22 protein-coding genes, 2 pseudogenes and 1 riboswitch are annotated in these 25,912 nt (G+C 31.9%); of the genes and pseudogenes, 21 read left to right on the forward strand and 3 right to left on the reverse strand.

Annotation, left to right across the window (positions count from 1 at the left end):
• The first annotated feature begins 77 nt into the window (after positions 1-77).
• The 10 genes and pseudogenes from DET63_RS08000 (at position 78) to DET63_RS08045 (ending at position 12,202) form a co-directional block, all read left to right on the forward strand.
• The gene (locus DET63_RS08000) at positions 78-1,319 is read left to right on the forward strand and encodes an esterase/lipase family protein (protein WP_113936351.1); all 1,242 of its coding nucleotides are present in this window, start codon (positions 78-80) and stop codon (positions 1,317-1,319) included.
• 86 nt (positions 1,320-1,405) lie between these two features.
• Positions 1,406-2,431: a homoserine dehydrogenase gene (locus DET63_RS08005; protein WP_098168297.1), complete on the forward strand. Its 1,026-nt coding sequence runs from the start codon at positions 1,406-1,408 to the stop codon at positions 2,429-2,431.
• 96 nt (positions 2,432-2,527) lie between these two features.
• Entirely contained in the window at positions 2,528-3,976 is a 1,449-nt protein-coding gene (pdxR, locus tag DET63_RS08010; RefSeq protein WP_002085207.1) for a MocR-like pyridoxine biosynthesis transcription factor PdxR, read from the forward strand.
• A gap of 4 nt (positions 3,977-3,980) precedes the next feature.
• Positions 3,981-4,895 carry a D-alanine--D-alanine ligase gene (gene ddlB, locus DET63_RS08015; RefSeq protein ID WP_113936551.1) on the forward strand — a complete coding sequence of 305 codons (915 nt, stop codon included), beginning with the start codon at positions 3,981-3,983 and terminating at the stop codon, positions 4,893-4,895.
• Between the two features lie 73 nt (positions 4,896-4,968).
• A riboswitch (TPP riboswitch) is annotated at positions 4,969-5,074 on the forward strand.
• Positions 5,075-5,199: 125 nt separating this feature from the next.
• Entirely contained in the window at positions 5,200-5,886 is a 687-nt protein-coding gene (gene tenA, locus DET63_RS08020; RefSeq protein WP_113936352.1) for a thiaminase II, read from the forward strand.
• A 331-nt stretch (positions 5,887-6,217) separates the two neighbouring features.
• The gene (locus DET63_RS08025) at positions 6,218-8,599 is read left to right on the forward strand and encodes a pPIWI_RE module domain-containing protein (protein WP_113936353.1); all 2,382 of its coding nucleotides are present in this window, start codon (positions 6,218-6,220) and stop codon (positions 8,597-8,599) included.
• A 210-nt stretch (positions 8,600-8,809) separates the two neighbouring features.
• Positions 8,810-9,577, forward strand: a complete 768-nt coding sequence (locus tag DET63_RS08030) for a DUF3959 family protein (protein ID WP_002085215.1) — start codon at positions 8,810-8,812, stop codon at positions 9,575-9,577.
• Between the two features lie 143 nt (positions 9,578-9,720).
• Positions 9,721-10,055: pseudogene (locus tag DET63_RS08035) on the forward strand (DUF3995 domain-containing protein); the annotation flags it as partial.
• A 364-nt stretch (positions 10,056-10,419) separates the two neighbouring features.
• Positions 10,420-11,478, forward strand: coding sequence for a glycosyltransferase (locus tag DET63_RS08040; protein ID WP_113936354.1), 1,059 nt, complete (start codon positions 10,420-10,422; stop codon positions 11,476-11,478).
• 244 nt (positions 11,479-11,722) lie between these two features.
• The gene (locus tag DET63_RS08045) at positions 11,723-12,202 is read left to right on the forward strand and encodes a homoserine dehydrogenase (RefSeq protein ID WP_113936355.1); all 480 of its coding nucleotides are present in this window, start codon (positions 11,723-11,725) and stop codon (positions 12,200-12,202) included.
• A 599-nt stretch (positions 12,203-12,801) separates the two neighbouring features.
• Here DET63_RS08045 and DET63_RS30565 read toward each other — a convergent pair.
• The gene (locus tag DET63_RS30565) at positions 12,802-12,993 is read right to left on the reverse strand and encodes a hypothetical protein (RefSeq protein ID WP_002070042.1); all 192 of its coding nucleotides are present in this window, start codon (positions 12,991-12,993) and stop codon (positions 12,802-12,804) included.
• A gap of 624 nt (positions 12,994-13,617) precedes the next feature.
• On the opposite strand from DET63_RS30565, the gene DET63_RS08055 reads away from it, so the two are divergent.
• The gene (locus DET63_RS08055) at positions 13,618-13,821 is read left to right on the forward strand and encodes a hypothetical protein (RefSeq protein ID WP_002085220.1); all 204 of its coding nucleotides are present in this window, start codon (positions 13,618-13,620) and stop codon (positions 13,819-13,821) included.
• A 352-nt stretch (positions 13,822-14,173) separates the two neighbouring features.
• Here DET63_RS08055 and DET63_RS08060 read toward each other — a convergent pair whose 3' ends face one another.
• On the reverse strand, positions 14,174-14,377 hold the full coding sequence (locus DET63_RS08060) for a hypothetical protein (protein WP_002142003.1): 204 nt from the start codon (positions 14,375-14,377) through the stop codon (positions 14,174-14,176).
• A gap of 298 nt (positions 14,378-14,675) precedes the next feature.
• On the opposite strand from DET63_RS08060, the pseudogene DET63_RS08065 reads away from it, so the two are divergent.
• The 6 genes and pseudogenes from DET63_RS08065 to DET63_RS08095 all read left to right on the forward strand — a co-directional run bounded on the left by DET63_RS08065 (position 14,676) and on the right by DET63_RS08095 (position 20,026).
• Positions 14,676-15,680 (forward strand): annotated as a pseudogene (locus DET63_RS08065) (DUF1835 domain-containing protein).
• A gap of 146 nt (positions 15,681-15,826) precedes the next feature.
• Positions 15,827-16,231, forward strand: coding sequence for a hypothetical protein (locus DET63_RS08070; protein WP_002032464.1), 405 nt, complete (start codon positions 15,827-15,829; stop codon positions 16,229-16,231).
• A gap of 160 nt (positions 16,232-16,391) precedes the next feature.
• Positions 16,392-17,627 (forward strand): cytochrome P450 family protein, encoded by a 1,236-nt coding sequence (locus DET63_RS08075; RefSeq protein WP_113936356.1) that lies wholly within the window; start codon positions 16,392-16,394, stop codon positions 17,625-17,627.
• A 267-nt stretch (positions 17,628-17,894) separates the two neighbouring features.
• Positions 17,895-19,178, forward strand: a complete 1,284-nt coding sequence (locus DET63_RS08085; RefSeq protein ID WP_113936357.1) for an MFS transporter — start codon at positions 17,895-17,897, stop codon at positions 19,176-19,178.
• On the forward strand, positions 19,168-19,797 hold the full coding sequence (locus DET63_RS08090; protein WP_113936358.1) for a Vat family streptogramin A O-acetyltransferase: 630 nt from the start codon (positions 19,168-19,170) through the stop codon (positions 19,795-19,797). Before DET63_RS08085 ends, DET63_RS08090 begins: the two co-directional genes overlap by 11 nt.
• Before the next feature lie 73 nt (positions 19,798-19,870).
• The gene (locus DET63_RS08095; protein ID WP_000046089.1) at positions 19,871-20,026 is read left to right on the forward strand and encodes a DUF1540 domain-containing protein; all 156 of its coding nucleotides are present in this window, start codon (positions 19,871-19,873) and stop codon (positions 20,024-20,026) included.
• A gap of 102 nt (positions 20,027-20,128) precedes the next feature.
• Here DET63_RS08095 and DET63_RS08100 read toward each other — a convergent pair whose 3' ends face one another.
• Positions 20,129-20,626, reverse strand: coding sequence for a PadR family transcriptional regulator (locus DET63_RS08100; RefSeq protein WP_088033681.1), 498 nt, complete (start codon positions 20,624-20,626; stop codon positions 20,129-20,131).
• Positions 20,627-20,766: 140 nt separating this feature from the next.
• Between DET63_RS08100 and DET63_RS08105 the strand changes: the two genes are divergently transcribed.
• The 4 genes from DET63_RS08105 (at position 20,767) to DET63_RS08120 (ending at position 25,844) form a co-directional block, all read left to right on the forward strand.
• Positions 20,767-21,981, forward strand: a complete 1,215-nt coding sequence (locus DET63_RS08105) for a cytochrome P450 (protein ID WP_113936359.1) — start codon at positions 20,767-20,769, stop codon at positions 21,979-21,981.
• 114 nt (positions 21,982-22,095) lie between these two features.
• Positions 22,096-22,674 carry a cysteine dioxygenase family protein gene (locus DET63_RS08110; RefSeq protein WP_113936360.1) on the forward strand — a complete coding sequence of 193 codons (579 nt, stop codon included), beginning with the start codon at positions 22,096-22,098 and terminating at the stop codon, positions 22,672-22,674.
• Between the two features lie 177 nt (positions 22,675-22,851).
• Positions 22,852-23,703: a Cof-type HAD-IIB family hydrolase gene (locus DET63_RS08115; RefSeq protein WP_002085231.1), complete on the forward strand. Its 852-nt coding sequence runs from the start codon at positions 22,852-22,854 to the stop codon at positions 23,701-23,703.
• A 353-nt stretch (positions 23,704-24,056) separates the two neighbouring features.
• Positions 24,057-25,844, forward strand: coding sequence for a PAS domain-containing sensor histidine kinase (locus tag DET63_RS08120; protein WP_113936361.1), 1,788 nt, complete (start codon positions 24,057-24,059; stop codon positions 25,842-25,844).
• The last annotated feature ends 68 nt before the right edge of the window (positions 25,845-25,912 follow it).

The raw sequence follows: 25,912 nt of genomic DNA on the forward strand, positions 1-25,912 counted from the left end.
ATTATGTTTAAGTTAAAAACTGATTGTGTCAATCTTTTTCACAGAAAAATGAAAGCGTTTAATTAGGGGGAGAAAGTATGGGGAAGTTATTTTTAAAAGTATGTTTTTTTACATTAGTGACTGTTTGTTCATTCGCAGCGAAAACAACATACGCTGAAGAGAGACAACAAAATAATTATCCTATCATTTTAGTGAATGGATTTGCTGGATGGGGTAGAGAGGAAATGCTAGGGGTAAAATATTGGGGTGGTGTTCATGATATACAAGAAGATTTAAAAAGAAATGGTTATACAGTACATACTGCAGCTGTTGGGCCAGTTTCTAGTAACTGGGACCGTGCATGTGAATTATACGCGCAAATTAACGGTGGAACAGTAGACTACGGCGCGGCGCATGCTGAGAAACATGGACATAATCGTTTTGGTAGAACTTATAGTGGATTTGCACCGAATTGGAGTGAAACAAATAAAGTTCATTTAGTTGGGCATAGCATGGGTGGACAAACGACAAGAACATTAGTGCAGTTATTAAAAGAAGGCAGTTATGAAGAAAAAAATCATGTGAAAAATCATCCGAACGCAAAGATATCACCACTATTTGAAGGCGGTAAATCGTATGTTCATAGTGTTACAACTTTAGCAACTCCTCATAATGGGACAACACTTGCAGACGGGAGTCTTCTATTGCCATTCGTTAAAGATTTTCTCATTACAGCTGCGAGTTTAGGAGGAAACAATAATTTATCATTATATGATTTTAAATTGGATCAATGGGGTATGAAAAAATATGCTGGAGAGTCCTTTTTCCAATATACTGATCGTATTTTAAATAGTTCAATTTGGGAGAATACAAAAGATATTAGTCAATGGGATTTAAGTACTGATGGAGCAAAGGAGTTAAATAATTGGGTAAAGACGCAATCGGATGTATATTACTTATCCTATAGTGGACATGCATCGCAAGCAGCACCTATAACAGGTTTGCATCTACCGCATATAACAATGAATAAAGTGCTAATGGGGAATGCATTCTTCTTAGGCTCTTATGCAAGATATGAAGAAAACCGACCATTAATAGATACTTCTTGGTGGCAAAACGATGGTGTAGTAAATACAAATTCTATGATTGCGCCTGCGTCTAATACTTTTGTAAATAATAATGAGTCTTTACAAATTGGAAAATGGAATCATATTGAAATGAAAGCAAATTGGGACCATCTTGATATGGTAGGGCTTAGTGTTTCAGACACGTTAGGTTTTTCTAACATTCAAGAGTTTTATAGAACAATTGTTGGAAAATTATCACGTCTACCGAAATAGATAATATAAAGCGCTCTCGATGGAATTCGAGGGCGCTTTATATTATATTGAAAGAGGGATTTGGTATAAAGATATGGGGGGATATTATGAAAATTCAAATTGTATTATCAGGATACGGGACAGTAGGAAGAGAGTTTATAAAATTATTAAATGAAAAATATTTATATATAAATGAAACATATGGAATTGACTTAGTTGTTAGTGGAGTGATAGGAAGAAATATTGCAATACATAACGGGAAAGGTTTGCAGATTAATGATTTATTGACGTATGGTGATGGTTCTGCTGCAATTGAAAAATATATCGAACATTATCCAGAGGAACGCGGAACGATTAATATAAATGGTACTGTATTGGTTGAATCAACTGCTACAAATCTTAAAAATGGAAATCCAGGGAAACAGTATATGAAACAAGCTATTGAAAAACAAATGGATATAGTAGCTATTTCAAAAGGTGCACTTGTTACAGCTTGGAGTGAACTGAATACAGCAGCACGTATTTCAGGCTCACGCATTCGATATAGCGGTGCAACTGCCGCTGCGTTACCGACATTAGACATAGGACAACTAAGTTTAGCAGGTTGCCATATTGAAAAAATAGAAGGAATATTGAACGGGACAACAAATTATATCCTTACAAAGATGCATGAAGAATATAAGACGTTTGAAGAAGCATTGCAAGAAGCACAAAATAAAGGAATTGCGGAGACTAACCCGTTATTAGATATAAGCGGGATGGATAGCGCTTGTAAATTATTACTTTTGACGAATAGTTTAATGGGAAACGATTATTCACTCAAAGATATAAAAATAAACGGAATAGAGCACGTTACAACGCAACAAATTCAAAATGCAAAGGAACAAAATAAATCAATTAAATTAATTGCATCAGCATATAAAGATGATAATGGAAAAGTAAACCTTAGTGTACAACCTTGTAATTTAGAGAAAGAACATCCGTTAGCAAATATAAATGGCACGGAAAAAGGAATTACGTTCTTTACAGATACAATGGGACAAGTCACTACAATTGGTGGAGCTTCTAATCCACGCGGAGCTGCAGCTGCTGCTTTAAAAGATGTAATCAATTTATATCGAAATGATTTATAGGCTTTATAACCGTACCGCTATTAATAAAAAATACATATGTAGTGGACCTTTTGAGAATGAAATAAATATGCAAAAATAATTGCAGGGGGTAAGAAATTGTTTAAAGATTTTAAAGTTGTAAAAGATCGTCCCGTTTATATTCAATTAAAGGATTATTTAAAAAAGATGATTATGAAAGGGCATTTGTTGGGGGACCAAAAAATCCCATCAACAAGGGAACTGAGTGAATTATTATCAGTGAGCAGAAATACAGTACTCTCTGCATATGCGGATTTAGAACAAGAAGGACTCATTTATGCAGTTAAAGGAAAAGGAAATTTCGTTGCGAAGGTGGATATAAGTAACACCTCGTCTGTTGAAATAGATTGGAAAAATAAACTTAATACAGTTACCACATTAGCGGATGAATTAGACTTAATGAAGCATGGAGTTCGCTGGGAAAAAGGAATGATTGTTTTTAATAGTATAGCTCCGGACGAAAAGCTATTTGATGTTGAAAATTTCAAAAGAGCTTTTCTTACTCGTATGTCCATTGAAGGGGATATCGTATTGAACTACGGATATGCCAAAGGTTATAGACCGTTAATGAATTATTTACTTCATTACATGGAAATGAAAGGTGTAGATATTTCGAACAAAGATATTCTAATTACAAATGGATTTACAGAAGGATTAGATATTGTGTTATCTTCTTTATCGAAGAAATCAGGGCGTGTTATTTGTGAGAACCCAACTCACCATGCTGCATTGAAGCTTTTTCGTTTACATGGACTTGAAGTTCATGGAATTGATATGAATGATGATGGTATTGATACGAATGAAGTAGAAAAAAGTTTGCGTGAAAAGGATTTTGATTTCGCGTATTTAATCCCTTCTTATCATAATCCAACTGGTATTGTTACGAGTTCGGAGAAAAGAACGGAATTGATGAGGTTATTTTCAAAATACAAGATCCCTATTATAGAGGATGGGTTTAATGAAGAATTACGTTATTCGGGTTCACATTTATCGCCATTATTAACTTTTGCAGGGGCTGGTAATAATGTGATTTATATTAGTAGCTTTTCAAAGGTACTTTTCCCTGGTTTACGTGTAGGTTGGATCATTGCAGATAAAGAACTGATACATTATTTAGAAAGTGTTAAAAGAGCCAGAACCATTCACACATCTACGTTAGATCAAGCTGTTCTGTTTCAATATTTACATGAAGGATATTTTGAAAAATATTTAAAAAAAGCAAGATCTGTTTATAAGAAAAAATATGAGTTAGCTGTTGGGGCGTGTAATCAGTACATTCCGTTTAAAAGAATGACTGGAGACGGTGGACTTCATTTGTTTATAGAGTTGGAAGAAAAAATTCAAGCCCGCACACTTTTACAAAAGTGTTATGAGAAAGGAGTTACCTTTTCTCCTGGTGATGTTTTTTACTCTGATGGAGGAGGAGCGAACACATTCCGATTAGGATTTTCACGTTTGAAAGAACAGGAAATTGTTAGAGGGATTCAAATAATTGGTGAAACTTTAAAAAATGAAACTTGGAGTTGAGAAAATGAGAATTGGCGTTATTATGGGAGGAGTATCCTCTGAAAAACAAGTATCAATTATGACTGGGAATGAAATGATTGCACATTTAGATAAGAGTAAATATGAAATCGTTCCAATTACGTTAAATGAAAAAATGGATTTAATTGAAAAAGCGAAAGACATTGATTTTGCATTGCTAGCATTACACGGAAAGTACGGAGAAGATGGTACAGTTCAAGGGACGCTAGAGAGTTTAGGTATTCCTTATAGCGGTAGCAATATGTTATCTAGCGGTATATGTATGGACAAAAATATTTCGAAAAAGATTTTGCGTTATGAAGGAGTAGAAACACCAGATTGGATTGAACTTACAAAAATGGAGGATCTAAAGTTTGAGGAGTTAGATAAATTAGGATTTCCGTTAGTGGTAAAACCAAACTCTGGCGGCTCAAGTGTTGGAGTTAAGATTGTCTATGATAAAAATGAATTAATCTCTATGCTGGAAACTGTATTCGAATGGGATTCTGAAGTAGTAATTGAGAAGTATATAAAAGGTGACGAGATTACATGTTCAATTTTTGATGGGCAACAGTTACCTATCATTTCGATTCGACATGCTGCTGTGTTCTTTGACTATAATGCAAAATATGATGATACTAGTACAGTTGAAGAAGTTATTGAACTTCCAGCTGAAATAAAGGAACGTGTAAATAAAGCGTCACTGGCTTGTTATAAAGCATTAAAATGTAGTGTTTATGCAAGGGTTGATATGATGGTGAAGGAAGGACTTCCATATGTAATGGAAGTTAATACATTACCAGGGATGACACAATCAAGTTTACTACCAAAAAGTGCGGAAGCAGCGGGAATTAATTATAGCAAACTATTAGATATGATAATTGAAACTTCATTAAAAGTAAGGAAAGAAGAAGGTTTTTAAGGTAGTTATATAATTAATTCTTTTGACAGTTCCATGAATTATGCTATGATAATTACAATACGACAACTAAATATTTATCCACTAGGGGGGCCTTTTATAGGCTGAGATCAGATGAAATTTTGAGACTCTTAGTACCTGATCTGGTTAATGCCAGCGTAGGGAAGTGGGAAAGACGTTGCTATTTAACGAATATATACTGTCAATTTCACTTTCTTTACGCCTGTAAAGAAAGTTTTTTTTATTTTACAGCTTTAATAATTGTGGATAAATACGTATATTTTTTACATTATTTGGAGGGATTTAAATGACTTTTTCACAATCATTACGTAAAGAAGTAGATTCAATTTGGGAAGCAAGTTTTAGCCATCCTTTTGTAAAAAAACTAGGCGAAGGAACATTAGATTTAGCTAGTTTTCGATATTATGTGCTTCAAGATTCTTATTATTTGAGTCATTTTGCTAGAGTACAAACGTTAGGTGCTGCAAAGGCTCTTGAATTAGAAACGACAGCTCGTATGGCACACCATGCACAAAATACGTATGAAGCTGAGTTATCATTACATGAGAATTTCGCAAAAAAATTAGGGATTACAAAAGAAGAAAAAGATAATTTCATTCCTGCGCCAACTGCATATGCATATACATCTCATATGTATCGTGCAGCTTATGAAGGGCATTTAGGAGATATTATTGCGGCTATTTTACCTTGTTATTGGTTATATTATGAAATCGGTGAACGATTAAAAGAATGTCAACCAGAAGAGCCAATTTATCAAGAATGGATTTCTGCATATGGGTCTGATTGGTTCCGTACTCTAGTAGAAGAGCAAATCACACGATTAGATATGATCGCTGAAAAGGTAACAGAGGCAGACCGTAATCGTATGAGACAACATTTTATTTTTAGTAGTCAATATGAATATTCGTTTTGGGAAATGGCATATACAGTAGAAAAATGGCCGATGAATGAAGAAGTTAAAGGTGTTATTTAATTAAGAGTATATAAAAGGTATCGCTATATAAAGAGGCGATACCTTTTATTATATTTAGTTTCTGTAATTTTTTTGTAAATCATAGATAAAAAATATAATAATTCATTATAATGATTTTATAATATAAAGTCCCATAAGGAGGTATTTATATGTTAATAGGTATTTTATATTAATTTGATTTTAATAATGTTTTATTTATATAACTAAATGTAATTTAGCTATTTCCTTTAATGTGCTTGGTTAAAATTTGATTCGTTAATGCTTAAAAAATTGGTATCTTTTCTAGTATTATTCATGATCAATATAAATTAAGAGAGGAAGTATTAATAATATGGAAAAATTACAGTTATTAGCATTTAAAAATATAGTAGAACCCCTCTATAATGAGAAAGTATCGTATATTTATTTTCCTATTGAATGGCTTGAGATTGTAGAGATACATTATAGAACATTTTTATTAACGAGCAAATTAAAACTTGTAAATGAAAGATTGTATGAAATGTTTTCTGATATATTATTCATTCAGCATAATCCATATATATTAAAGGAAGATACACCTTGGATTGTGGCTAAGGAACCAATGAGACAAGAACAGTTAGACTATATTTTCCAAAGCTGGTATGAGGTTATTCGTGATTGGAAACCGAATAAATTAATAGATCCACCACATTTAGAATGGCAGCATGATTTAATTAGTAATTTACCAGTATTACATGATAAAAAAACGTTTTCTAAATGGGTACCGGCTCTAATTACTCATATCTTTTGCGAACAGCCTTTACGTATGGAAAATAAAAATGAGGAAGAAATATATTTTTCGCCACTGCGATCACAACATATTTCTGAAGCGATGTCTGAGCCAATTAAAGATGAAGAAACACATGATTATTTCGCTTATGTATATCGGTTTGAATACGTAACTCGTGGAGGTGAGAATATTCCGCTATTAAAAGTATCTGTAGGGATTAGGCGGTTTTATCAACAATATAATCATAAAGATATTTCTATACTTTTAGGGCGAAAGCGGAGCCAAATACTGATTTCAACTCCTGAATTTGAATTAAATAAGAAACAGCAAAGGTTTATAAAGTTAAAAGTGCAACAAGCTGAAAAAGGAATAAAGTGGATTAAACGTTTTAGAAATTTAAAAGATGATTATAGGATAGGGGGAGAAGTTAAATTAGAGCGCATTCTCCAATGTCCGAAAGAGTATATTAGAGGAACTAATGTAAGAGTACTTCTTCCATATAACGAAAATATATATAAAGTTCAAGGAACAAAAATAAAATTTGGTATAAAAGTAAGAGAAAAAGAGGAACTTTTTAATGAATTCCAACGAATATTCCCATACTTCACATTACTTCCAGAGGGTAAAAAAGTATTAACTAATAATGAGAATGAGTTATTACCTTTATTTGCACCAAAGGGATTAGACACAATTACCTTAGAAGTATGGTCAGATGATATAGTAATAGAGATAGAACAAGCGTTATTAGATAGCAAAATAGTTTTAGCTCAAAACGGAGATTCCTCCTATGTATTAAATGCAGACAATCCGGTGTTGTTAAAAATAGTAAGATATAACATTGGGAAATTGTTACAAAATCCATATAGAATGCAATATAGTCATAAAAACAAAAAGAAACTAGTAGACGATGTCGTAAAAGCTGTACATGCTACGGCAGGTGAGCAAAATGAAATGAAATTAGCATTAATTGCAATGAAAAATTGTGATGGTCGCGAAAAAATTAATCCAAAGCAAATTATTCGGGAAGGATTCGCTCAAACGGAACGTATTTCAGCATTTATTAATTTATTTATCGGACAAAGTGTATCTAAAAAAGAAATTATTAATGCCATTCTTAGTTTGTTAGAACAAAAGGGGTTCTTAAAGTGTAGTTGGAATAAGATAAAATTACCGGGGATAATTGTAAATTTATCAATTGAGAAAATGTCTAAATATGATTTCTTACCTATTTTTTCAAAAATAAATGGGAGAGAAATATTATATAAATTATATGGTCAAGAAGAATGGGGCACAATTGATCATACTTTATTAAATATAGGTAATAATAAAGTGTTTTTACCACAACCATCAAAAAGGAATGATATAGGAGTCAGTTTTAAACAATTTATGTCAGAAACATTAGTTGAAATTTCACAAGATGCACATAAACAAAATAAAGAAGTTTATTTTATTGTAGATGCCAATATGAGGAAATATTGGATAGAGGAATTACAAAATAAAAGCGTTAATATTGGGGTTTCACCTGAAATAATCTCAAATTTAAAAGAGGATATAAACATAATTAGAATTAATACTAACTCAGATGTACCGAACTATATTGTTAGAGACCAAGAACATGTTATGAATGAAACGAGATTATTTGTAGATCAAATGGGAATTTACTATAGCACGGCTGCATACGAATTAGATTGTAATGAGATAGTACATCAGTACATACTCGAAGTTATCCCGCTTGGTGTAAAATCTGAAGAGAGAGAAGAAATCGCCAAAATGATACATTACATGTGCTGTAAATCAACCTTGCTCTCAGAACAAAATATTCATAATACGCATGTAATGCATATGGCTAAATTAATTAAAAATTATACTACCGATATTGATTCAAGGGAGTTTAAAGAATTCAATGACGAATTAGATGAAGATGTAATAATTTTTGAAAAAGAAGATACATTGATATTAATATAAATAATAGTGTACAAATCCTGCTAGTAATAATGAGCAGGATTTGTCATTTTTCATTGTAAATATAGATATGATTTGTCATGTATATTTTCGGTTTCATATTTACTTTATTTACATACAGGATTAAGATGTTTTTTAGAAATACAAAAACTACATCATATGGAAAAGCGATTTTTATTAATTGAAAAGAAAATTTGAAAGGAATGGGGAATTGTGAAGAAATTAGATGTATTATTAATGCTACTGAGCGGCCTCTTTCCAATTGCAGGAATGTTAAAGCAAATCCCTCTTGAACAATCTTTATATATTGGAGGACTTTTATTTTTTACTAGTTTCGGTAGTTACTTTGCGAAAAAGATATATTCACGTATATGTAGCTGGATAGCCTATGCACCATTTATAACACTACTGTTAGTTATTTGGAATCAGGATATTTCAATAAGTTCAATAATAGCGAACGCGAAAATCGCCGCTTGCATTGCGTTAATTCCGTGTTTATTCCGGTTTCGTACATACGGGCTTACTTTGGGCTTATTCTCATTATGGGCCGCGTTACTATGGGATATAAAAGAAGTGCAGTCGTTAGTCATACTTGAGCGTATGATGAATTTAATGACAAGCCATTATTTATATATTCTCCTTTTAGTTGGAGGACTTATATTAGGTGGATTACTTGCGATGTTATTACACCGTAAAGAGAAAGACACTAATAAAGAAAATACTAATTTATTTAAACAAAAAAAGAAACGTAAAAGGCTATCATTTAAGATCCGCTTTCCAAGATTACCGAAATTTAAGATGAAATTATTTAAGTTTGGTGGAAAAGGTTCTAAACGTAAAAGGCCAGAAACAATGCATGAGCGTAATAACGAAGAACCAGTTGTAACATATGAAATGGCAGAGCAAATAGATCAATATAAAGAAAGTACTGTTCAAGGACAAACTAGGATGGAACGTCGAAAAAATAGGTATAATGCATAATAAATTCCACTAACCCCTTAATGATTTATCGTAAAATTGATAAATCACTAAGGGGTTTTTATGTAATTAAATATAGGTTGCGTATGAAGTATTCATAGCATATTTTAAAGGTAAGGATTTAAGTAAAATAATAGGAGGACAAAATGCTTATTATTACATATATTTCTGTTTGCATATTATTTTTAGTTAGTTTTTTACATGTTTATTGGGCTTTCGGAGGTAAGTGGGCGACAAATAGTTTCATTCCAACTAAAGCTGGAGAAAAGGCGTTTACACCAGGTGCAGGAATGACATTGTTCATTGCGTTATTGTTAAGTATGGCAGCAATGATTTTATTACAACAAGAAAATATTGTTTATTTCGCAGTTCCCAATGTTTTTGTTCAAATAGGACCCTGGGTTTGTATGGTTGTTTTTTCATAAGAGTAATTGGTGAGTTTCATTATTTTGGTATATTTAAACGAAAAAAAGATACGCAGTTTGCTAGAATGGATACTGTTTTATATGTACCACTTTGTGCATTTTTATCTTTATCCTTCTTATTAGCAATAATAACGTGAACATATAAAAGGTAATTGTATAGTGAATTTAAAAAATATAAATATACGTATGTCGGATAAGCGGTTTCTGTGTAATCAGAAACCGCTTATTTTGTATGATTGCATTTTATTGCAAAAGAGTGTGACACATTATAGCGTATGCACAGTTTTAGAAGTATTAGTCAATTAAATAATAACTTCATGTATATCTTGAGGTATGTATTTGTGAAGATAATTTCTTTTTCAATCATATAATACATTAGGAGGAGGGATTATCTTGACCGAAATAACAATTAGTTTATGCATGATTGTAAAAGATGAAGAGCAAGTTATCGCAAGGTGTCTAGATTCAGTAAAACACATAGTTGATGAAATCGTTATTGTAGATACTGGATCTACAGATAGAACTAAAGATATTGTTCGAAAGTATACAACTAATATTTATGATTATAAGTGGAATGATAATTTTGCGGCGGCCAGAAATTTTTCATTTTCTAAAGCGAAAAAAGATTATATTTTATGGTTGGATGCTGATGATGTTTTATTTGAAAAGGATCAGCAGAAATTTTTAAATTTAAAACAAGAAATGAATAATGATATTGACGCTGTATTAATGTTGTATCATTTGAATACTGGATTAAGTATGGAGCTAATGTATATTACAACACGTTATAGGCTTGTTAATCGCTCAAGAAATTTTCAATGGATTAACAAAGTGCACGAATTTATACAAGTTGAAGGAAATGTGTTGCACACGGATATAACTATTACTCATTGTAAAGAAAAGCCAAGAATTGATCAGAATTTTAAAATTCTCCAATCCATAATTGAGACAGAAGAAGTTACGCTTACAGATTGGTTCAATTATGCGAATGAATGTATGTTTCAGCAAAAGTATGATCAGGCAATTCAATTTTATAAAAAAGTATTAGATAGTAAAGAAAAATGGGGAGAAGGAAATGTTTATGTGTGCGGAAACTTAGCGTATTGTTATATGCAACTTCAAAAGTGGGATAAAGCATTAGAAACTTTTACAAGGGCTTTTCAATACGGGAATCCAAGAGGGGAAATTTGTGTTGGGATAGGGCATGTCATGATGGAACAAAAAAAGTATAAAGAAGCAATTCGTTGGTATTTAGCAGCCACGAAAATTACATATCCTAACGAGGCGATACTTTATAACCCCGCAAGTTACAATTGGGTTCCATATTTCCATATAAGCTTGTGCTACAGCCATTTAGGAAACTATGAAAAGGCGTTACAGTATAATGAATTAGCAGCAAATTATATACCTAATCATCCAGCGGTAATATATAACCAGCAATATTTTAATACTTTATTACAAAGTAAAGAGAAGGGTTAATTAAGCAAATAAAGTCAAGTTATTTTTATTAATGATTTCATTTTCTATAGTGATATACACAATATTAATTATGAGGATGGACTGCTTCTAGTTGGTACGTAACTTAAGAAATTATTACAACTATGTAAGGTTAATGTAATGATAATTGATAGTAAATTAAGATGTTTGAGTGTATTGTTAATAGGATTTAAAAGTATTTTTTATATATAAGGGGAAATAATATTTAATTAGGAAGTGTAATTAAATGATTGAAATTAAATCTATTATCCATTCGTACAAACTAAAGAGAAGAATAGCTAGGGATTTATACGGCAATAGAGATGAATTGACGCTGTTATTAAATGAATTTAATAATATAAAATGTACGGCTGCATCTGAAAAAAAGAAAAATAGTATGCTATCTCGTTTACAATTAATTTATCAAAATATGAAATTAGATAAGCAGTACCCTCTTCCATTTGCTTTAAATAACAAGTTATTGGAGCGGTTAGAAAATGAATCTCTTCAAACTATTGAGGGTTGTGTATCATGTCTACATGTAATGTTGAATATAAATTATGAGAAAATAAAACATTATGGATCGAGCACAAGTAGGTCATTTGTTCCATTATCGCAATCTTCAATTTGTCTTGCTGATTGTGTTTGTTTAACAGGAGTTGTATTGGGGTTACTAGGAACAGTGACATTTGGAGGATTAATGTTATCTGTATGTTCTCTTACATAAAGAAAAAAGGACACCCACTTAAGGTGTTTTTTTTAGCTACTTAGGAGAGCTTTTGAGATAGGAGGGACATGGATTCAAATCTATAGTTACACATTTTTATTGTGTTGTGTAACTTAAAAAGGAAAGTATCAGCAACTGCTTATTTTGTATGACTATAAACATTGGCTATTTGGGAGCTGTAATAGAATGCTTAGAAGGGGGCAAAAAATGGTGTGTGAAATATTAATAAAAAAGGACAAGTAGTCGTACCTACTGTCCTTTAAAGGAGAAAAGTCTTTTGGTTAAGAACTACGAATAAACAGAAAATCTGCTTGTAATTAGTTTTATCCCAAATACTCATGCCTATACAAAAAAGGGATAAGTTCAAAAATACTTATCCCAGGAAGGGAAATCCCAAACACCAAAATGGCTTGTATTGGTATACAGGTTCAAAAGTAGTATATGTCAAACAAAAAATCTCATACAAAAAGCAGACAATCAAAAGTATTGTCTGCCAGAAAGTCAGATGAATTAGCCAACTGTGAAAAATTGCTTTCCCACTTAAAGAAGAGTAAAGGCAACAAATTTGAAAGAAATGAATTGGGATTTAGTTATTGCTTCTATGAATGATGCATTTTTTTCATTTTTTTTGTCCCCAAAAAACAACTAATAATTGCGAGTAATGCATTTGAAGAAATGAAATTTACGGTCCAATAAATTCCTGTTCCAGCAATTATATCGATAATTATAAATCTTTTAATTGCCGAACTTTGTACTACATGAAAAATAAATTGATTGTTATCGTTACCCAATGTTATCACATCCCTTATCTAATATATGACAAGGCATGCTTGCTCTAGTCTTCATGATAATATACGAAAAAGAGTAATTAGCAGAGGCTTATAAAGTAGTTATAAATAAAAGATAACTATCTGAAGTTAAATTATTAACTTCAGTGAAAAAAATAACAATCATAATTTATCCTGCGTTATTGATGGGATATTATGTTTTACTTAAGGGCTTATGCGGAAAGTTTGATGAAAAATTCTTTCATTAAAAGTACGATTCCTAGCAGAAACAAGACTTCAATTGAGAACCAAAACATACTTTTGTGAGGTTTTTTAAACTCCATAATAATTGATGAAAATAAAAAAATTGCGATAAGTATGGTGATTAAGAGTCGGATTATATCAACCATTAATAACACTCCTAATATTTAATCAGTATTATTATGTAATCTTTTCCAAAGATATATAATTCTAGAAACATTCTATTGAAATTTTAATGAAAAGAACAGGTGGTGTTTAGTAGCTTTTTTCTCAAAATCATTTCAAACGTGTAGTGGGAAGTGATAAAAGTGATAAATCCACGTTTTAATAAAAGGATGTAAGCGTATTTTTAGCGAATTATAGATAATTAAGAGAGGCGGTGACACTATGAAGTATGTAAAAGTCAGTATGAATGGTGGAAGTGAGCACAAATTCTCAATGACTTTAGAACGATTTGAAGAGTTTATTACTACAGAGAATGGATTATTAGAAAATAAATTAGTTTGTATTGAAAATGTAATGATTAACCCTACTAATATATCTTCTGTAGTTGAAAAAATTGGTGTACCTGCTAAATTTATGGAAGTGTAAAGGTAATTAGATAAAAAACATCCATGGGGATGTTTTTTGTTTATAAATAAAGCAATTGTACAATGAAAGTATGAGAAAATTTTATTAGTAATAATGTAGGCTATTAAGAATGAATGGATATAGAAAGGTCTTTTCTAGCGTGTTAGTTACTCCAATGTGTATGTATCTATTTGGTATCTAGACATTGTGCTTTCTAGTGCACAATGTAATAAGTACAAGCATATAGTATGTAATAGGACAAGATCTTCGTGTCCTACTAAATACTCAGAAAAAACCTCTAATCACATTAGGGCATCCAATAGCAGGGTGCTCTAATTTTTTATGAAAAATGTAGCTTCACAACGGTTTCGTTTCAATTATAGTTTTCTTTAATGTTAATAAATATTAAGATTAATATGATAGCAATAATTAAATTAGACAAATAGAAATTTTGGTGACACAGTAGTTCAAAGATGACATCGAATGTATACAATAAAGCGACAGCAGGTAATATACAAATAAATATAAATCTCCAATTTTTTAAATAATGTTTATAATTAGTAAGTACTTTCGCCATTAATATTGCTCCTGTATTTTTTATTTTCTATATAATTATACATTTAAATAAAAAGATTTACAAAGTGTTTAAAAATTATTTAGCAACTAATGTGATTTTGGGAGATAAATAAGGAGGAAGAAAAAAATATTATAGATCTATAGATTGAGAGGAACATAGAGAAAGCTTTTGTTAAAAACTTAGATGGCTGCAGCAATCTGTGTAATAAACGATTTGATTTTAAAAAGACTTTTAAACATCTGGGCTAAAATGATACACTATAATCTACGTTATTTTAGAAATGAATAGAGGGATTTATATGATAGATAAAATTAAAAATGTTGTAGAGGATATGTATGAAGATGAAGCAAAACATTTACTTCAAAGTATTCTAATACAGTTAGATGTATTAGACGGGAATTATAGCGAAGATATGATAAAAAATTTAACGAGTATCCCTAAGCAATTGACGAGTCATACAACGCAGGAAAAAAATTTAGAAGAAAGCACACACATTCATATTGCCTTTGATGATTCAACTGCTGGATGTTTAAAATATATGTTGAAACAAGAAGGATTACACGAGGAGAGTGTTGTTTCATACTCTGAATTCTTTTCAATTGGTCCCATACATCAATTACATACGAATGAAGGTCAATTAGCAAGGGCACAGTGGTTATAAAATAACTTAACTTCTTATGATTGTTATTTTGAAGAAGAGTATTTACCAAGATTTAAGGAGACTTTAGAAGAGCTACATTCAATTCCGAATGAAACACCAATTACCATCTGGAAGGCGGATAATGCCCATGAGCACGTAGGGCTTTGTTTTGCAATTGCGCAATTAAAAGATAAGAAAAATATTCGTCTTATGAATACTTCTGAAGCGAGTAGAGAAATATTAAAACAAGATTATGATATCCGTGGAACTGGAGAAGTATCTCCTGAAAGTTTAGCTCTTTTCCAAAAAAGTTTTGTGGAATTTCCGTATTTAACTGAAGTGAAGCGAATGAAGTTTGCACATGAGTGGGATAGGTTATCGCAAAGCACGGAGTTTTTAAGAGTTTGGAAAGACGATGAAGTGCATTCTGTACAAGAAGATTATTTTGATCAATTCATTATTGAGTGCGCGAAAAATGTAGGAGCAGATAAAGAGTTTCATAAAGCTCCGAGAGTAATAGGTGAAGCACTTGGACTTGCGGATCAATTGGTTGGGGATACGTTTTTGGAATATCGCTTGAAAGAATTAATTAAGCAAGAAGTATTTGAATATGAAGGTTCGTTAGATCAAATGCGTTTTTATAGTGTGAAGTTAATAAAATAAAAAATATATTTTGTTTATAAAAAAGCTCGTATTTTAAAAATACGAGCTTTTTTTAGATGAATTTAGGCTATACATAAGCTTCCTATGAATGGCGTATCACATATGAATGTTAAAAGAAACAAATGAAAAGAAGGTGATGGGTTATTATGTATAACCAACAAAACTATCCATATGATCAAGAGATGTATTATAATCCACAAAACTACGGTTATGAATCTACAAATGAAGTGAGAGATATTGAACAAGAAGACTATAGACCAGATGATGCGGAAGATGCTCCAACATCACCACCACCGTCACAAGCTCCGTCGTTACCGTCCACATTTGCTTCTCCAGCACAAGCAGGCAATATGAAATCTTGGATGTGTAACTGTTTAGGAAGATGGGGCTATTTACGTTTACATCGACCTGGTCCTTTCGGAAGAGATTTATGGTTCTTTCCAACCGAGGTAAGAAGAAGCGGGGTTTCAGGCTACACTTGGCAAGGTGGTCGTCGTCGTAAAGTAAGTTATCGATATCAACAAATTAGTAATTTTATGTGCTTCGCATAATAGGAAGTGAGAGAGTAGAATAATTTTACTCTCTCACTTTTTTATTTTTCAATATACGAAGTAAGATTTTAATTAAAAATTTACAATTTTCTAGTTTTTATTGAAGTATAATTCAAATGTTAGGTTGATTTACACAAATAATTGAGAGTGAGGGAATGTAATGTCAATAAAAAATAAGGTTGGCCGAAAAATAGAGGATGGCATTAATTTAGCTTCTGCTCAGTTTAAAGAAGATGCTTATGAGATTTATAAAGAATCGCGAAAAGTGCAACCTATTTTATTTGTCAATAAAGTCGAGATTGGTACAGAATGGCTCATTACAAGATATGAAGATGCTCTGCCACTTTTAAAAGATAATCGCTTAAAAAAAGATCCAAATAATGTTTTTTCTAAAGATACAATGAACATGTTTCTTTCTGTTGACAATAGTGATCATTTAACAACGCATATGTTAAATTCGGACCCACCTAACCACAGTCGTTTACGATCTTTAGTTCAAAAAGCTTTTACACCAAAGATGATTTCACAATTAGACGGAAGAATTCAGAGAGTAGCGGATGATTTAATAAATGAGATAGAGCAAAAAGGTACATTAAATCTTGTAGATGATTATTCATTCCCATTACCGATTATTGTAATAAGTGAGATGCTTGGAATTCCAAAAGAGGATCAAGCGAAATTTAGAATTTGGTCTCATGCCGTCATTGCATCGCCAGAAACACCTGAAGAAATAAAAGAAACCGAAAAACAACTATCTGAGTTTATTACATATCTTCAATATATAGTTGATGTAAAACGGAAAAATCCAAAAGAAGATTTGGTTAGTGCGTTAATACTTGCAGAAAATGAAGGGCATAAACTTAGTGCTCGAGAGCTATATTCAATGATCATGTTATTAATTGTAGCCGGACACGAGACGACAGTGAATTTAATAACAAATACGGTATTAGCACTTCTTGAAAATCCGAAGCAATTACAGTTATTAAAAGATAATCCGAAATTAATTGATTCAGCTATTGAGGAAGGATTGCGTTATTATTCTCCAGTTGAGGTGACGACTGCAAGATGGGCGGCTGAGCCGTTTCAAATTCACGAACAAACAATCCAAAAAGGAGATATGGTCATTATCGCATTAGCTTCAGCAAACCGTGATGAAACAGTATTTGAAAACCCAGAAGTATTTGATATTACACGAGAAAATAACCGTCACATTGCCTTTGGGCATGGTAGTCATTTCTGCCTAGGAGCACCACTTGCTAGGTTGGAAGCAAAGATTGCTATTACTACTTTGTTTAAACGGATGCCATCGTTACAAATAAAAGGTGAGCGTGAAAAAATTAATTGGCAAGGTAATTATTTAATGCGTTCTTTAGAGGAATTACCATTGTCTTTTTAGAATAGTTATATTGAGACATGCATACACGACAAATGATTAACATAGAGTATGTATGTGTTATTTAAATTCGAAACGGAAGGGTGAAAACATCCCAATGATCAACTAATTCTATTTGTAAGAGATCTTCGTTAAAAAACGAAATATTCTTCTGAATAGGATTAGTATGTGCATATATAGAAAAGGGATGTGTTTCGCACTGCGAATATATAGTCTTTTCATATGATTTGTGCTGCCTCCTGTTCAGAACACGAAATAGGAGGCTTTTTTATGTCGACGACTGCAGAAACGAAACAAAATCATGGGGTATCACAAGTATTAAAAAATCGATTTGTGCAAGGGATTCTAGCATCAGCATTATTTTTACAAGTTGGTATTTGGGTTCGTAACTTTGCGATATTACTTTATGTTATGGAAATGACGAAAGGTGATGCTTTTGCCATTTCGATGATTTCGGTTGCTGAATTTGCTCCCATTTTTATTTTCTCATTCATTGGTGGAACTTTTGCTGATAGGTGGAAGCCAAAGAAGACAATGATATGGTGTGAGACGTTAAGTTCTATTTCCGTATTCGCTGTATTAATTACTCTTATGTTTGGAACGTGGAAAATCGTGTTTTTTGTGACGCTTATTTCTGCAATCCTTTCGCAGTTTTCTCAACCATCTGGTATGAAGTTGTTTAAACAGCATTTATCAACGGAACAAATTCAATTAGCGATGTCTATATATCAAACGATATTTGCAATATTTATGGTGTTAGGACCGATTCTTGGAACATTTATTTTTCATAGTTTTGGAATTTATATTTCAATCATCATAACAGGTATCGCTTTTTTACTTGCAGCAGCTGTGTTGTTATTTCTTCCGAAAGATCTTGAAAATGATAATGAGAAGAAAGAAATTACGCTGTTACAGGAAATGCTGGATGGTATTAAATATGTAAAAAAGAAAAAAGCATTAACTTTGCTAGGGTTTTGTTTTATGGCAGCTGGACTAGGTATAGGTTTAATTCAGCCACTAGGCATCTTTATTGTGACTGAGCAGTTAGGGTTATCAAAAGAGAGTTTACAATGGTTACTAACAGTAAATGGTGCGGGAATGATTGTTGGCGGGGCTTTAGCGATGGTATTTGCGAAAAACGTCGCTCCCCAAAAGATGTTAATTGTAGGGATGCTCGGTCAGGCAATTGGAATTGGTATTATAGGCTACTCCACAAATTTATGGGTGACACTTACGGCACAACTTTTTAGTGGTTTAGCTCTTCCATGTATCCAAATTGGTATTAATACGCTCATTATTCAAAATAGCGATACCGATTTTATTGGTCGCGTGAACGGCATTTTAAGTCCACTATTCACCGGTTCAATGGTAGTAACGATGAGTATAGCTGGTTCCTTAAAGGAGATGTTTTCATTAGGTACGATGTACGAGGGAACGGCTCTACTATTTATAATTGGATTATTGTTTATTTTACCTATATACAATTTAAAGCCAGTAATAACAGTAGAAAGTGAAATGAATGGTAAAGGAAGTGCTGTGCAACATGAATCCTAATCCAAATGTTAAATACCCTATTGAAGGAAATCAAAACGTTCATTTTATAAAAAATACAATAACGAAATCTAATATATTTGTTGGTGACTATTCTTATTATGATGCGAAAGATGGAGAAACATTTGAAGATCGAGTATTATATCATTATGAATTTATTGGAGATCGGCTTACCATTGGAAAGTTTTGTTGTATTGCAAATGGAGTTACCTTTATTATGAACGGAGCGAATCACCGGATGGATGGATTTTCGGCATATCCATTTAATATATTTGGAAATGGGTGGGAGAAGTATACACCTAGTTTGTCTGATTTACCTTACAAAGGTGATACAGTTATAGGAAATGACGTTTGGATTGGTATGGATACAACTATTATGCCCGGAATAAAAATAGGGGATGGTGCAATCATTGCAGCTAAATCTGTTGTGACTAGAGATGTCGCACCATATACAATTGTTGGCGGAAACCCTGCAAATAAAATAAGGGAACGATTCACAAATACAATAATAGAAGAATTATTGCAAATTCAATGGTGGCATTTTGACATTGAAAAAATAACCGAAAATATAGATGCCATTGTACAAGGAGATATTGAACCATTAAGAAAGTTAAAAAGGTAATAAAAAATGCATGACAAAGAGTATCATACCTCTGAATTTTGTTAATGATAATAGAACAAGGAGGTGTGATACTATGGCACAAGACGTTTTATGTGAAGTAAACAACTGTAAATTTTGGGCTAACGGCAATAAATGTAGTGCAGATGCAATTTATGTAGTAAGTCATAAAGGTAAACATGCATCTACAACTGAAGAAACAGATTGCAAAACTTTTGATCCAGAAGTATAAATTTTTGAAGGGTAGCCAAATCGTGGTTGCCCTTTTATTAATTATAGTATTGATAATAAATCTCATTTTCATTCATTGTTTTTAACTTTTCTTTTTATTTTTTCATATTTTCTTCATAAGTGATGCAATCCAGAGCAATTCATGTTCAATACGTGATTTACTAAATTCAATGACTTCTGTAATAAAAGATGAGCTAACATGTAAAGATTGAATAGCAGTAAGTTGTTTATGTAGTACGTCTTGGCGTATTGTTAAAATTTCTTTTCTAGCTTCGTAATCAAGTTTTTCAAATAGTGCGATACGCACAAGGAACTCAGCGTTATTTGTCGCAATCTTTTCGGGAAACTCTCTTAACATTTCAGAAAAAATTTCTTCTCCTGTTTCAGTTATGTCGTACATATTTCGGTTTGGCTTTCCGACTTGTTTATGTATTTTTTTCGTTATAGCGCCCATATTTTCGAAGCGCCGAAGAGCGGGATACAGTGTATTATGATTTAATTCGAAATTCTCACCTAACCGATTTTGAACATTTTTCTTTATTTCATATCCATGTTTTGGTCCAGTCGTTAATTCTGCTAGTAATAAAATGTCAACGTACATAAAAATCCCCCTTATATATTTCTCAAGTTCTCCAATGAAAAATCTCCTTTAACATATGTTAAAATAACATATGTTAGATTATACAACTTTGAACTACCGACCTATCACTTTTATTGTAAAAGAAAAGGGAGGAAAGAACTATGGCTTCGCCTGAAAATGTGATTTTAGTTCATGAAATTTCAAAGCTGAAAACAAAAGAAGAATTGTGGAATCCGTATGAGTGGTATGAATTTATGAGGGATAACCATCCGGTTCATTATGATGAGGAGCAGGATGTATGGAATGTTTTTTTATACGATGATGTAAATCGAGTTTTATCGGATTATCGCTTATTTTCCAGTAGAAGGGAACGAAGACAATTCGCAATCCCACCTTTAGAAACTAGAATAAATATAAATTCTACTGATCCACCAGAACATCGCAATGTACGTTCTATTGTTTCTAGAGCATTTACTCCAAGAAGTTTAGAACAATGGAAACCTCGAATACAGGCTATCGCAAATGAACTTGTACAACATATCAGAAAATATAGTGAGGTTAATATCGTTGAAGAGTTTGCTGTAGCTTTACCTGTTACCGTCATATCCGATTTATTAGGAGTACCAACAACGGATCGTAAAAAAATTAAAGAATGGTCTGATATTTTATTTATGCCGTATAGTAAAGAAAAATTTAACGATTTGGATGTAGAAAAAGGAATTGCGTTAAATGAATTTAAAACATACCTTCTTCCAATTGTCCAAGAGAAAAGATATCATTTAACCGACGATATTATTTCAGATTTAATACGAGCTGAATATGAAGGCGAAAGATTAACCGATGAAGAAATAGTTACTTTTTCTTTAGGTTTATTAGCGGCAGGTAATGAAACAACTACAAATTTAATTATTAACAGCTTTTATTGCTTTTTAGTAGATTCACCTGGAATATATAAAGAGTTAAGAAAAGAACCTACGTTAATTTCAAAAGCGATTGAGGAAGTTTTACGCTATCGTTTTCCCATTACATTAGCTAGGAGGATTACTGCGGACACAAATATATTTGGACCTTTTATGAAAAAGGATCAAATGATTGTTGCGTGGGTTAGTGCAGCAAATTTAGATGAAAAAAAGTTCTTACAAGCTTCTAAATTTAATTTACACAGAATAGGAAATGAAAAGCATTTAACCTTTGGTAAAGGTCCTCATTTTTGCTTAGGGGCGCCACTTGCACGTTTAGAAGCTGAGATTGCATTAACTACCTTTATAAATGCCTTTGAAAAAATAGAGTTATCTCCATCGTTCAATTTAGAAAAATGTATATTAGAAAATGAACAAACATTAAAATACTTACCTATTCTTTTGAAAACTAGGTAAAACGTTCAGCAAGGTACAAAATTACTGTACCTTGTTTTTTTATTTCTCAATTGTAAATTTTTAGTGGTCTATTTAGTATGGAAGTGTGTGAAAGAAGAGTGGAGGAGGATGCTTATGTTAACGTGCGATGGGAGTAAAACGTTTCAAATATTTATTAAAGCTGTAACTGATTTAATAGATGGTGATTTATTGGAAGAACAAATCGTGTGTGAAATTGAAACATTACTAGAAGAACTTTTAGAAAAGAAAACATGGCTTCCGTTAGATAAACAGAAGGTGAATTCGGCTCAATATGCACGACACTTACTGTATGAAGATCCGTTAAAACGTTTTGAAGTATTAGCTCTCGTATGGAAAGATGGACAATCTACACCATTACATGATCATGATGGCACATGGGGAGTAGAAGGCGTTTTTTCAGGGAGGATAATGGTGCAGAACTTTGTTCAAACGAAGCAGCTTGGAAATTCACTTTCTTATTTAACACATACAGGAAATCTTTATTTGGGAGAAGGCGAAACAGATAAAGTAATGCCACCAGCTGATTGTCATATTCTAGAGATATCCGGAAATGAAAGCGTAATCACTATTCATATATACGGAAAACGTTTAGAAAAGTTTAAAGTATATATACCAACAGAAGAAAAAAACGTATACATGTGTGAGACAAAATATATTAGTTATAGTTCATAGTTTAAAATCAAAAGCTTTTCTTTAAAGAGAAAAGCTTTTGATTTTATTTTTAATTATTTCTTGACCTGAAACGCTTTTCATAAATTATAAATAAGAAGTACTTAACGAGCTCAATATGAAAACGATACCTTTTTGTTAAATAGATCTCGTGTATTTATAGAAAGTGGTGAAGAAATAATGAAATTAATCGCAATTGATCTAGATGGAACTCTTCTTTCAGGGAATAAAATGATTAGTAAAGAGAATGCAGAAGCAATTCGGAAATGTCAAGAAGCTGGCCATGTTGTAGCAATTTGTACTGGACGTTCTATTGTGGATATTGAACGACTATTGTTAGAAGTTGATTTGGAGTGTCCGATTATCGCGGAGAATGGTGCACTTATATATAAAGATAAAAAAATGATGAAGAGATACCCAATTCAAAATATGCAGGCACTTGAGATTGTAGAATATCTTGAAGAGAATGGCTTGTATTATCAGCTTTATACTAATAAAGGTGTGTATGTACCGGATTATGGAGTAGAGAGTGTACGTAATGAAATCGAGTATGTGAGGAATGCAAAAGAGAATTTCGATTTGAAAGAGTTAGAAACGATTGCTGCATTATACCTTGAGCATACAGCATTTCATAGTACAGAAAGTTGTAAACCAATTGTAGAAATGGATATACATGTGCATAAACTTTTACCGTTTTCTTATGACATAGAGAAATTAAAAAAATTAAAAGAAACGTTTCTGCATAATACGGATTTAGCTATTACATCTTCCTACTGGCATAATTTAGAGATTAATCATCGAGATGCTCAAAAAGGAAATGGATTATATACTTTAGCAGAACATCTTAATATTCCGGTTGAAAACACTGTAGCAATAGGCGATGGCTTAAACGATGTTTCTATGATGGAGAAAGCAAATATATCAATTGCAATGGGAAATGCAGTTGAAGAAATAAAAGCGATGTGTCAATACGAAACGTTAACAAATGAAGAACATGGTGTCGCACATGCTTTATATAAATATGTAATGTAATAAAAAAAGAAAAAAAGAATCCAAATAGATTCTTTTTTTCTTTTTATTAGGGGTAAGGTATTCTATGAGATTCATAGAAGCCTTATTACAACTCATTATATAGAATATATTGGAATAAATGTTTATATTTTTCATGAAAGTTGTGAAACTTTTGTGAATTTTACAGTTATTGTATTTTTATACTGCCACTAGCAGCGCGTAACAATCCCATATTATTTTCTGTTTTTAATTGAAAAATAGAATTTGTTTGAATAATTATTCTACAGCTATATACCTAGGGGCACTTTCTTCGTATAATGAAGAAGTATGAATTTTGAATTTGTATAAATTTTACATATCGAGGTGAAAAAGGAATGAATGCGCGGCTAATGGAACTTATTGATGTGAGTACAATAGAAACCATGGCAGAACAATTTTATAAATTAACCAACATATCACATCAACTTCTTGATGCTGAAAACGAATGTATATTTTCATTTGGAATTAATGAAATGAAAGTATGTAAACTTCCAAAAATTGAAATCCCCCTTTTCTTATACAATCAATATTTAGGATCTTTTGTTGTATGGTCCAAAAGAAGTGAAATCTTAAATTGCCAGAAATATTTTGAAATGCTTTCTAACCTCATTATAGATGGGGTGAAAAAAGTAGTTCAAAGTAAAAATACATCGTTACTTTCTCGAAAAGAGGAAGAACTGCATACAATCTTACAAAACATGCCTGTTATGGTTGATGCGCTTGACTATAATGGAGATTTTGTTTTGTGGAATCGAGAATGCGAGATTGTAACAGGTTATACTGCTGAAGAAATAATTGGGAATCCAAACGCACTTCGATTACTGTATCCTGACCATAATTATCGCTATCAAATACAAAATAAATTTTTGACTCATGGAAAAAATTTTAGAGATTGGGAAATGCGTTTAACATGTAAAAATGGTGAAATTAAAACGATAATGTGGTCCAATATATCAGAGCAGTTTCCTGTAACAGGATTTAGTTACTGGGCTGTTGGTGTAGATATTACACATTTAAAAGCGATAGAAGAGCAATTGAAACAACAAACCTCTGAATTAGAATTAATTTTTAAAGCTTTACCAGATTTATGTTTTTTAACAGAAGATGACGGGACAATTATAGATTATAAAGCAGGGTCCCCTACAAAATTTTACGTACCCGCAGAAGCTTTTATGGGGAAAAAGTTTTACGAAATATTACCGTCTCCAGTAGCACAGCAATTTCAAGAAGCAATTCGCCAATTGAAAGAAGAAGGAAAGAATGTAATTGTAGAATATCCTCTAACAATTAATGGAAGTATTGATTTCTTTGAAGCTAGATGTTTACCATTATTACAAGATAAAATTATGATCATTGTCCGCGATATTACAGAGCGGAAAAAGGCAGAAGAATTGCTAAATAAATCAGATACACTTGCGGCAATTGGTCAATTAGCAGCCGGTGTAGCTCATGAAGTGAGAAACCCATTAACTGTAATTAAAGGATTTATACAGTTATTCCAAATTAATAGAGAAGATCAAGAAAAATATTTTGACCTTATGCTTTCCGAAATAGAAAGAATAGAAGCAATCCTCCAAGAGTTTTTGTCGATTGCTAAAACTGATGAAATAAATACAGAAAAGAAAAATATTTATCAAATTTTTAAAAATGTCGTATCGTTAATTAATACAAAAGCAATCATGACAAATATTCAAGTTGAACTATTTACAGATTCCAAAGAGATAATCATTGAATGCTCAGAAAATCAATTGAAACAAGTATTTATTAATATTTTGCAAAATTCAATCGAAGCAATGCTAGATGGCGGGAAAATTTCAATCCATATAAAAGAAATACATAAAAAAGGTGTCATTATTAGTGTAATAGATGAAGGAATAGGAATACCTGAAGAAAGAATTAAAAGATTAGGTGAACCTTTCTATAGTACGAAAGAAAAAGGTACCGGTATTGGATTGATGTTAAGTTATAAAATAATTGAAGGTCATCAAGGAACAATAAGTATAATGAGTGAGGTTGGCGTCGGGACAACTGTAACTATTTACTTGCCGAAAATTCAGAGTAAACAATCTCTATCAAATTGTGATGATAGATGTATTTCAATACGTTCTAATATTAACTCCTAAAATACTTAATACCCAATAACAAAGCTAAGCTTTTGTTATTGGGTATTTTTATATTTAATTTAGTAAAC

This window comes from Bacillus sp. DB-2 (assembly GCF_003315125.1).
Classification (GTDB): domain Bacteria; phylum Bacillota; class Bacilli; order Bacillales; family Bacillaceae_G; genus Bacillus_A; species Bacillus_A mycoides.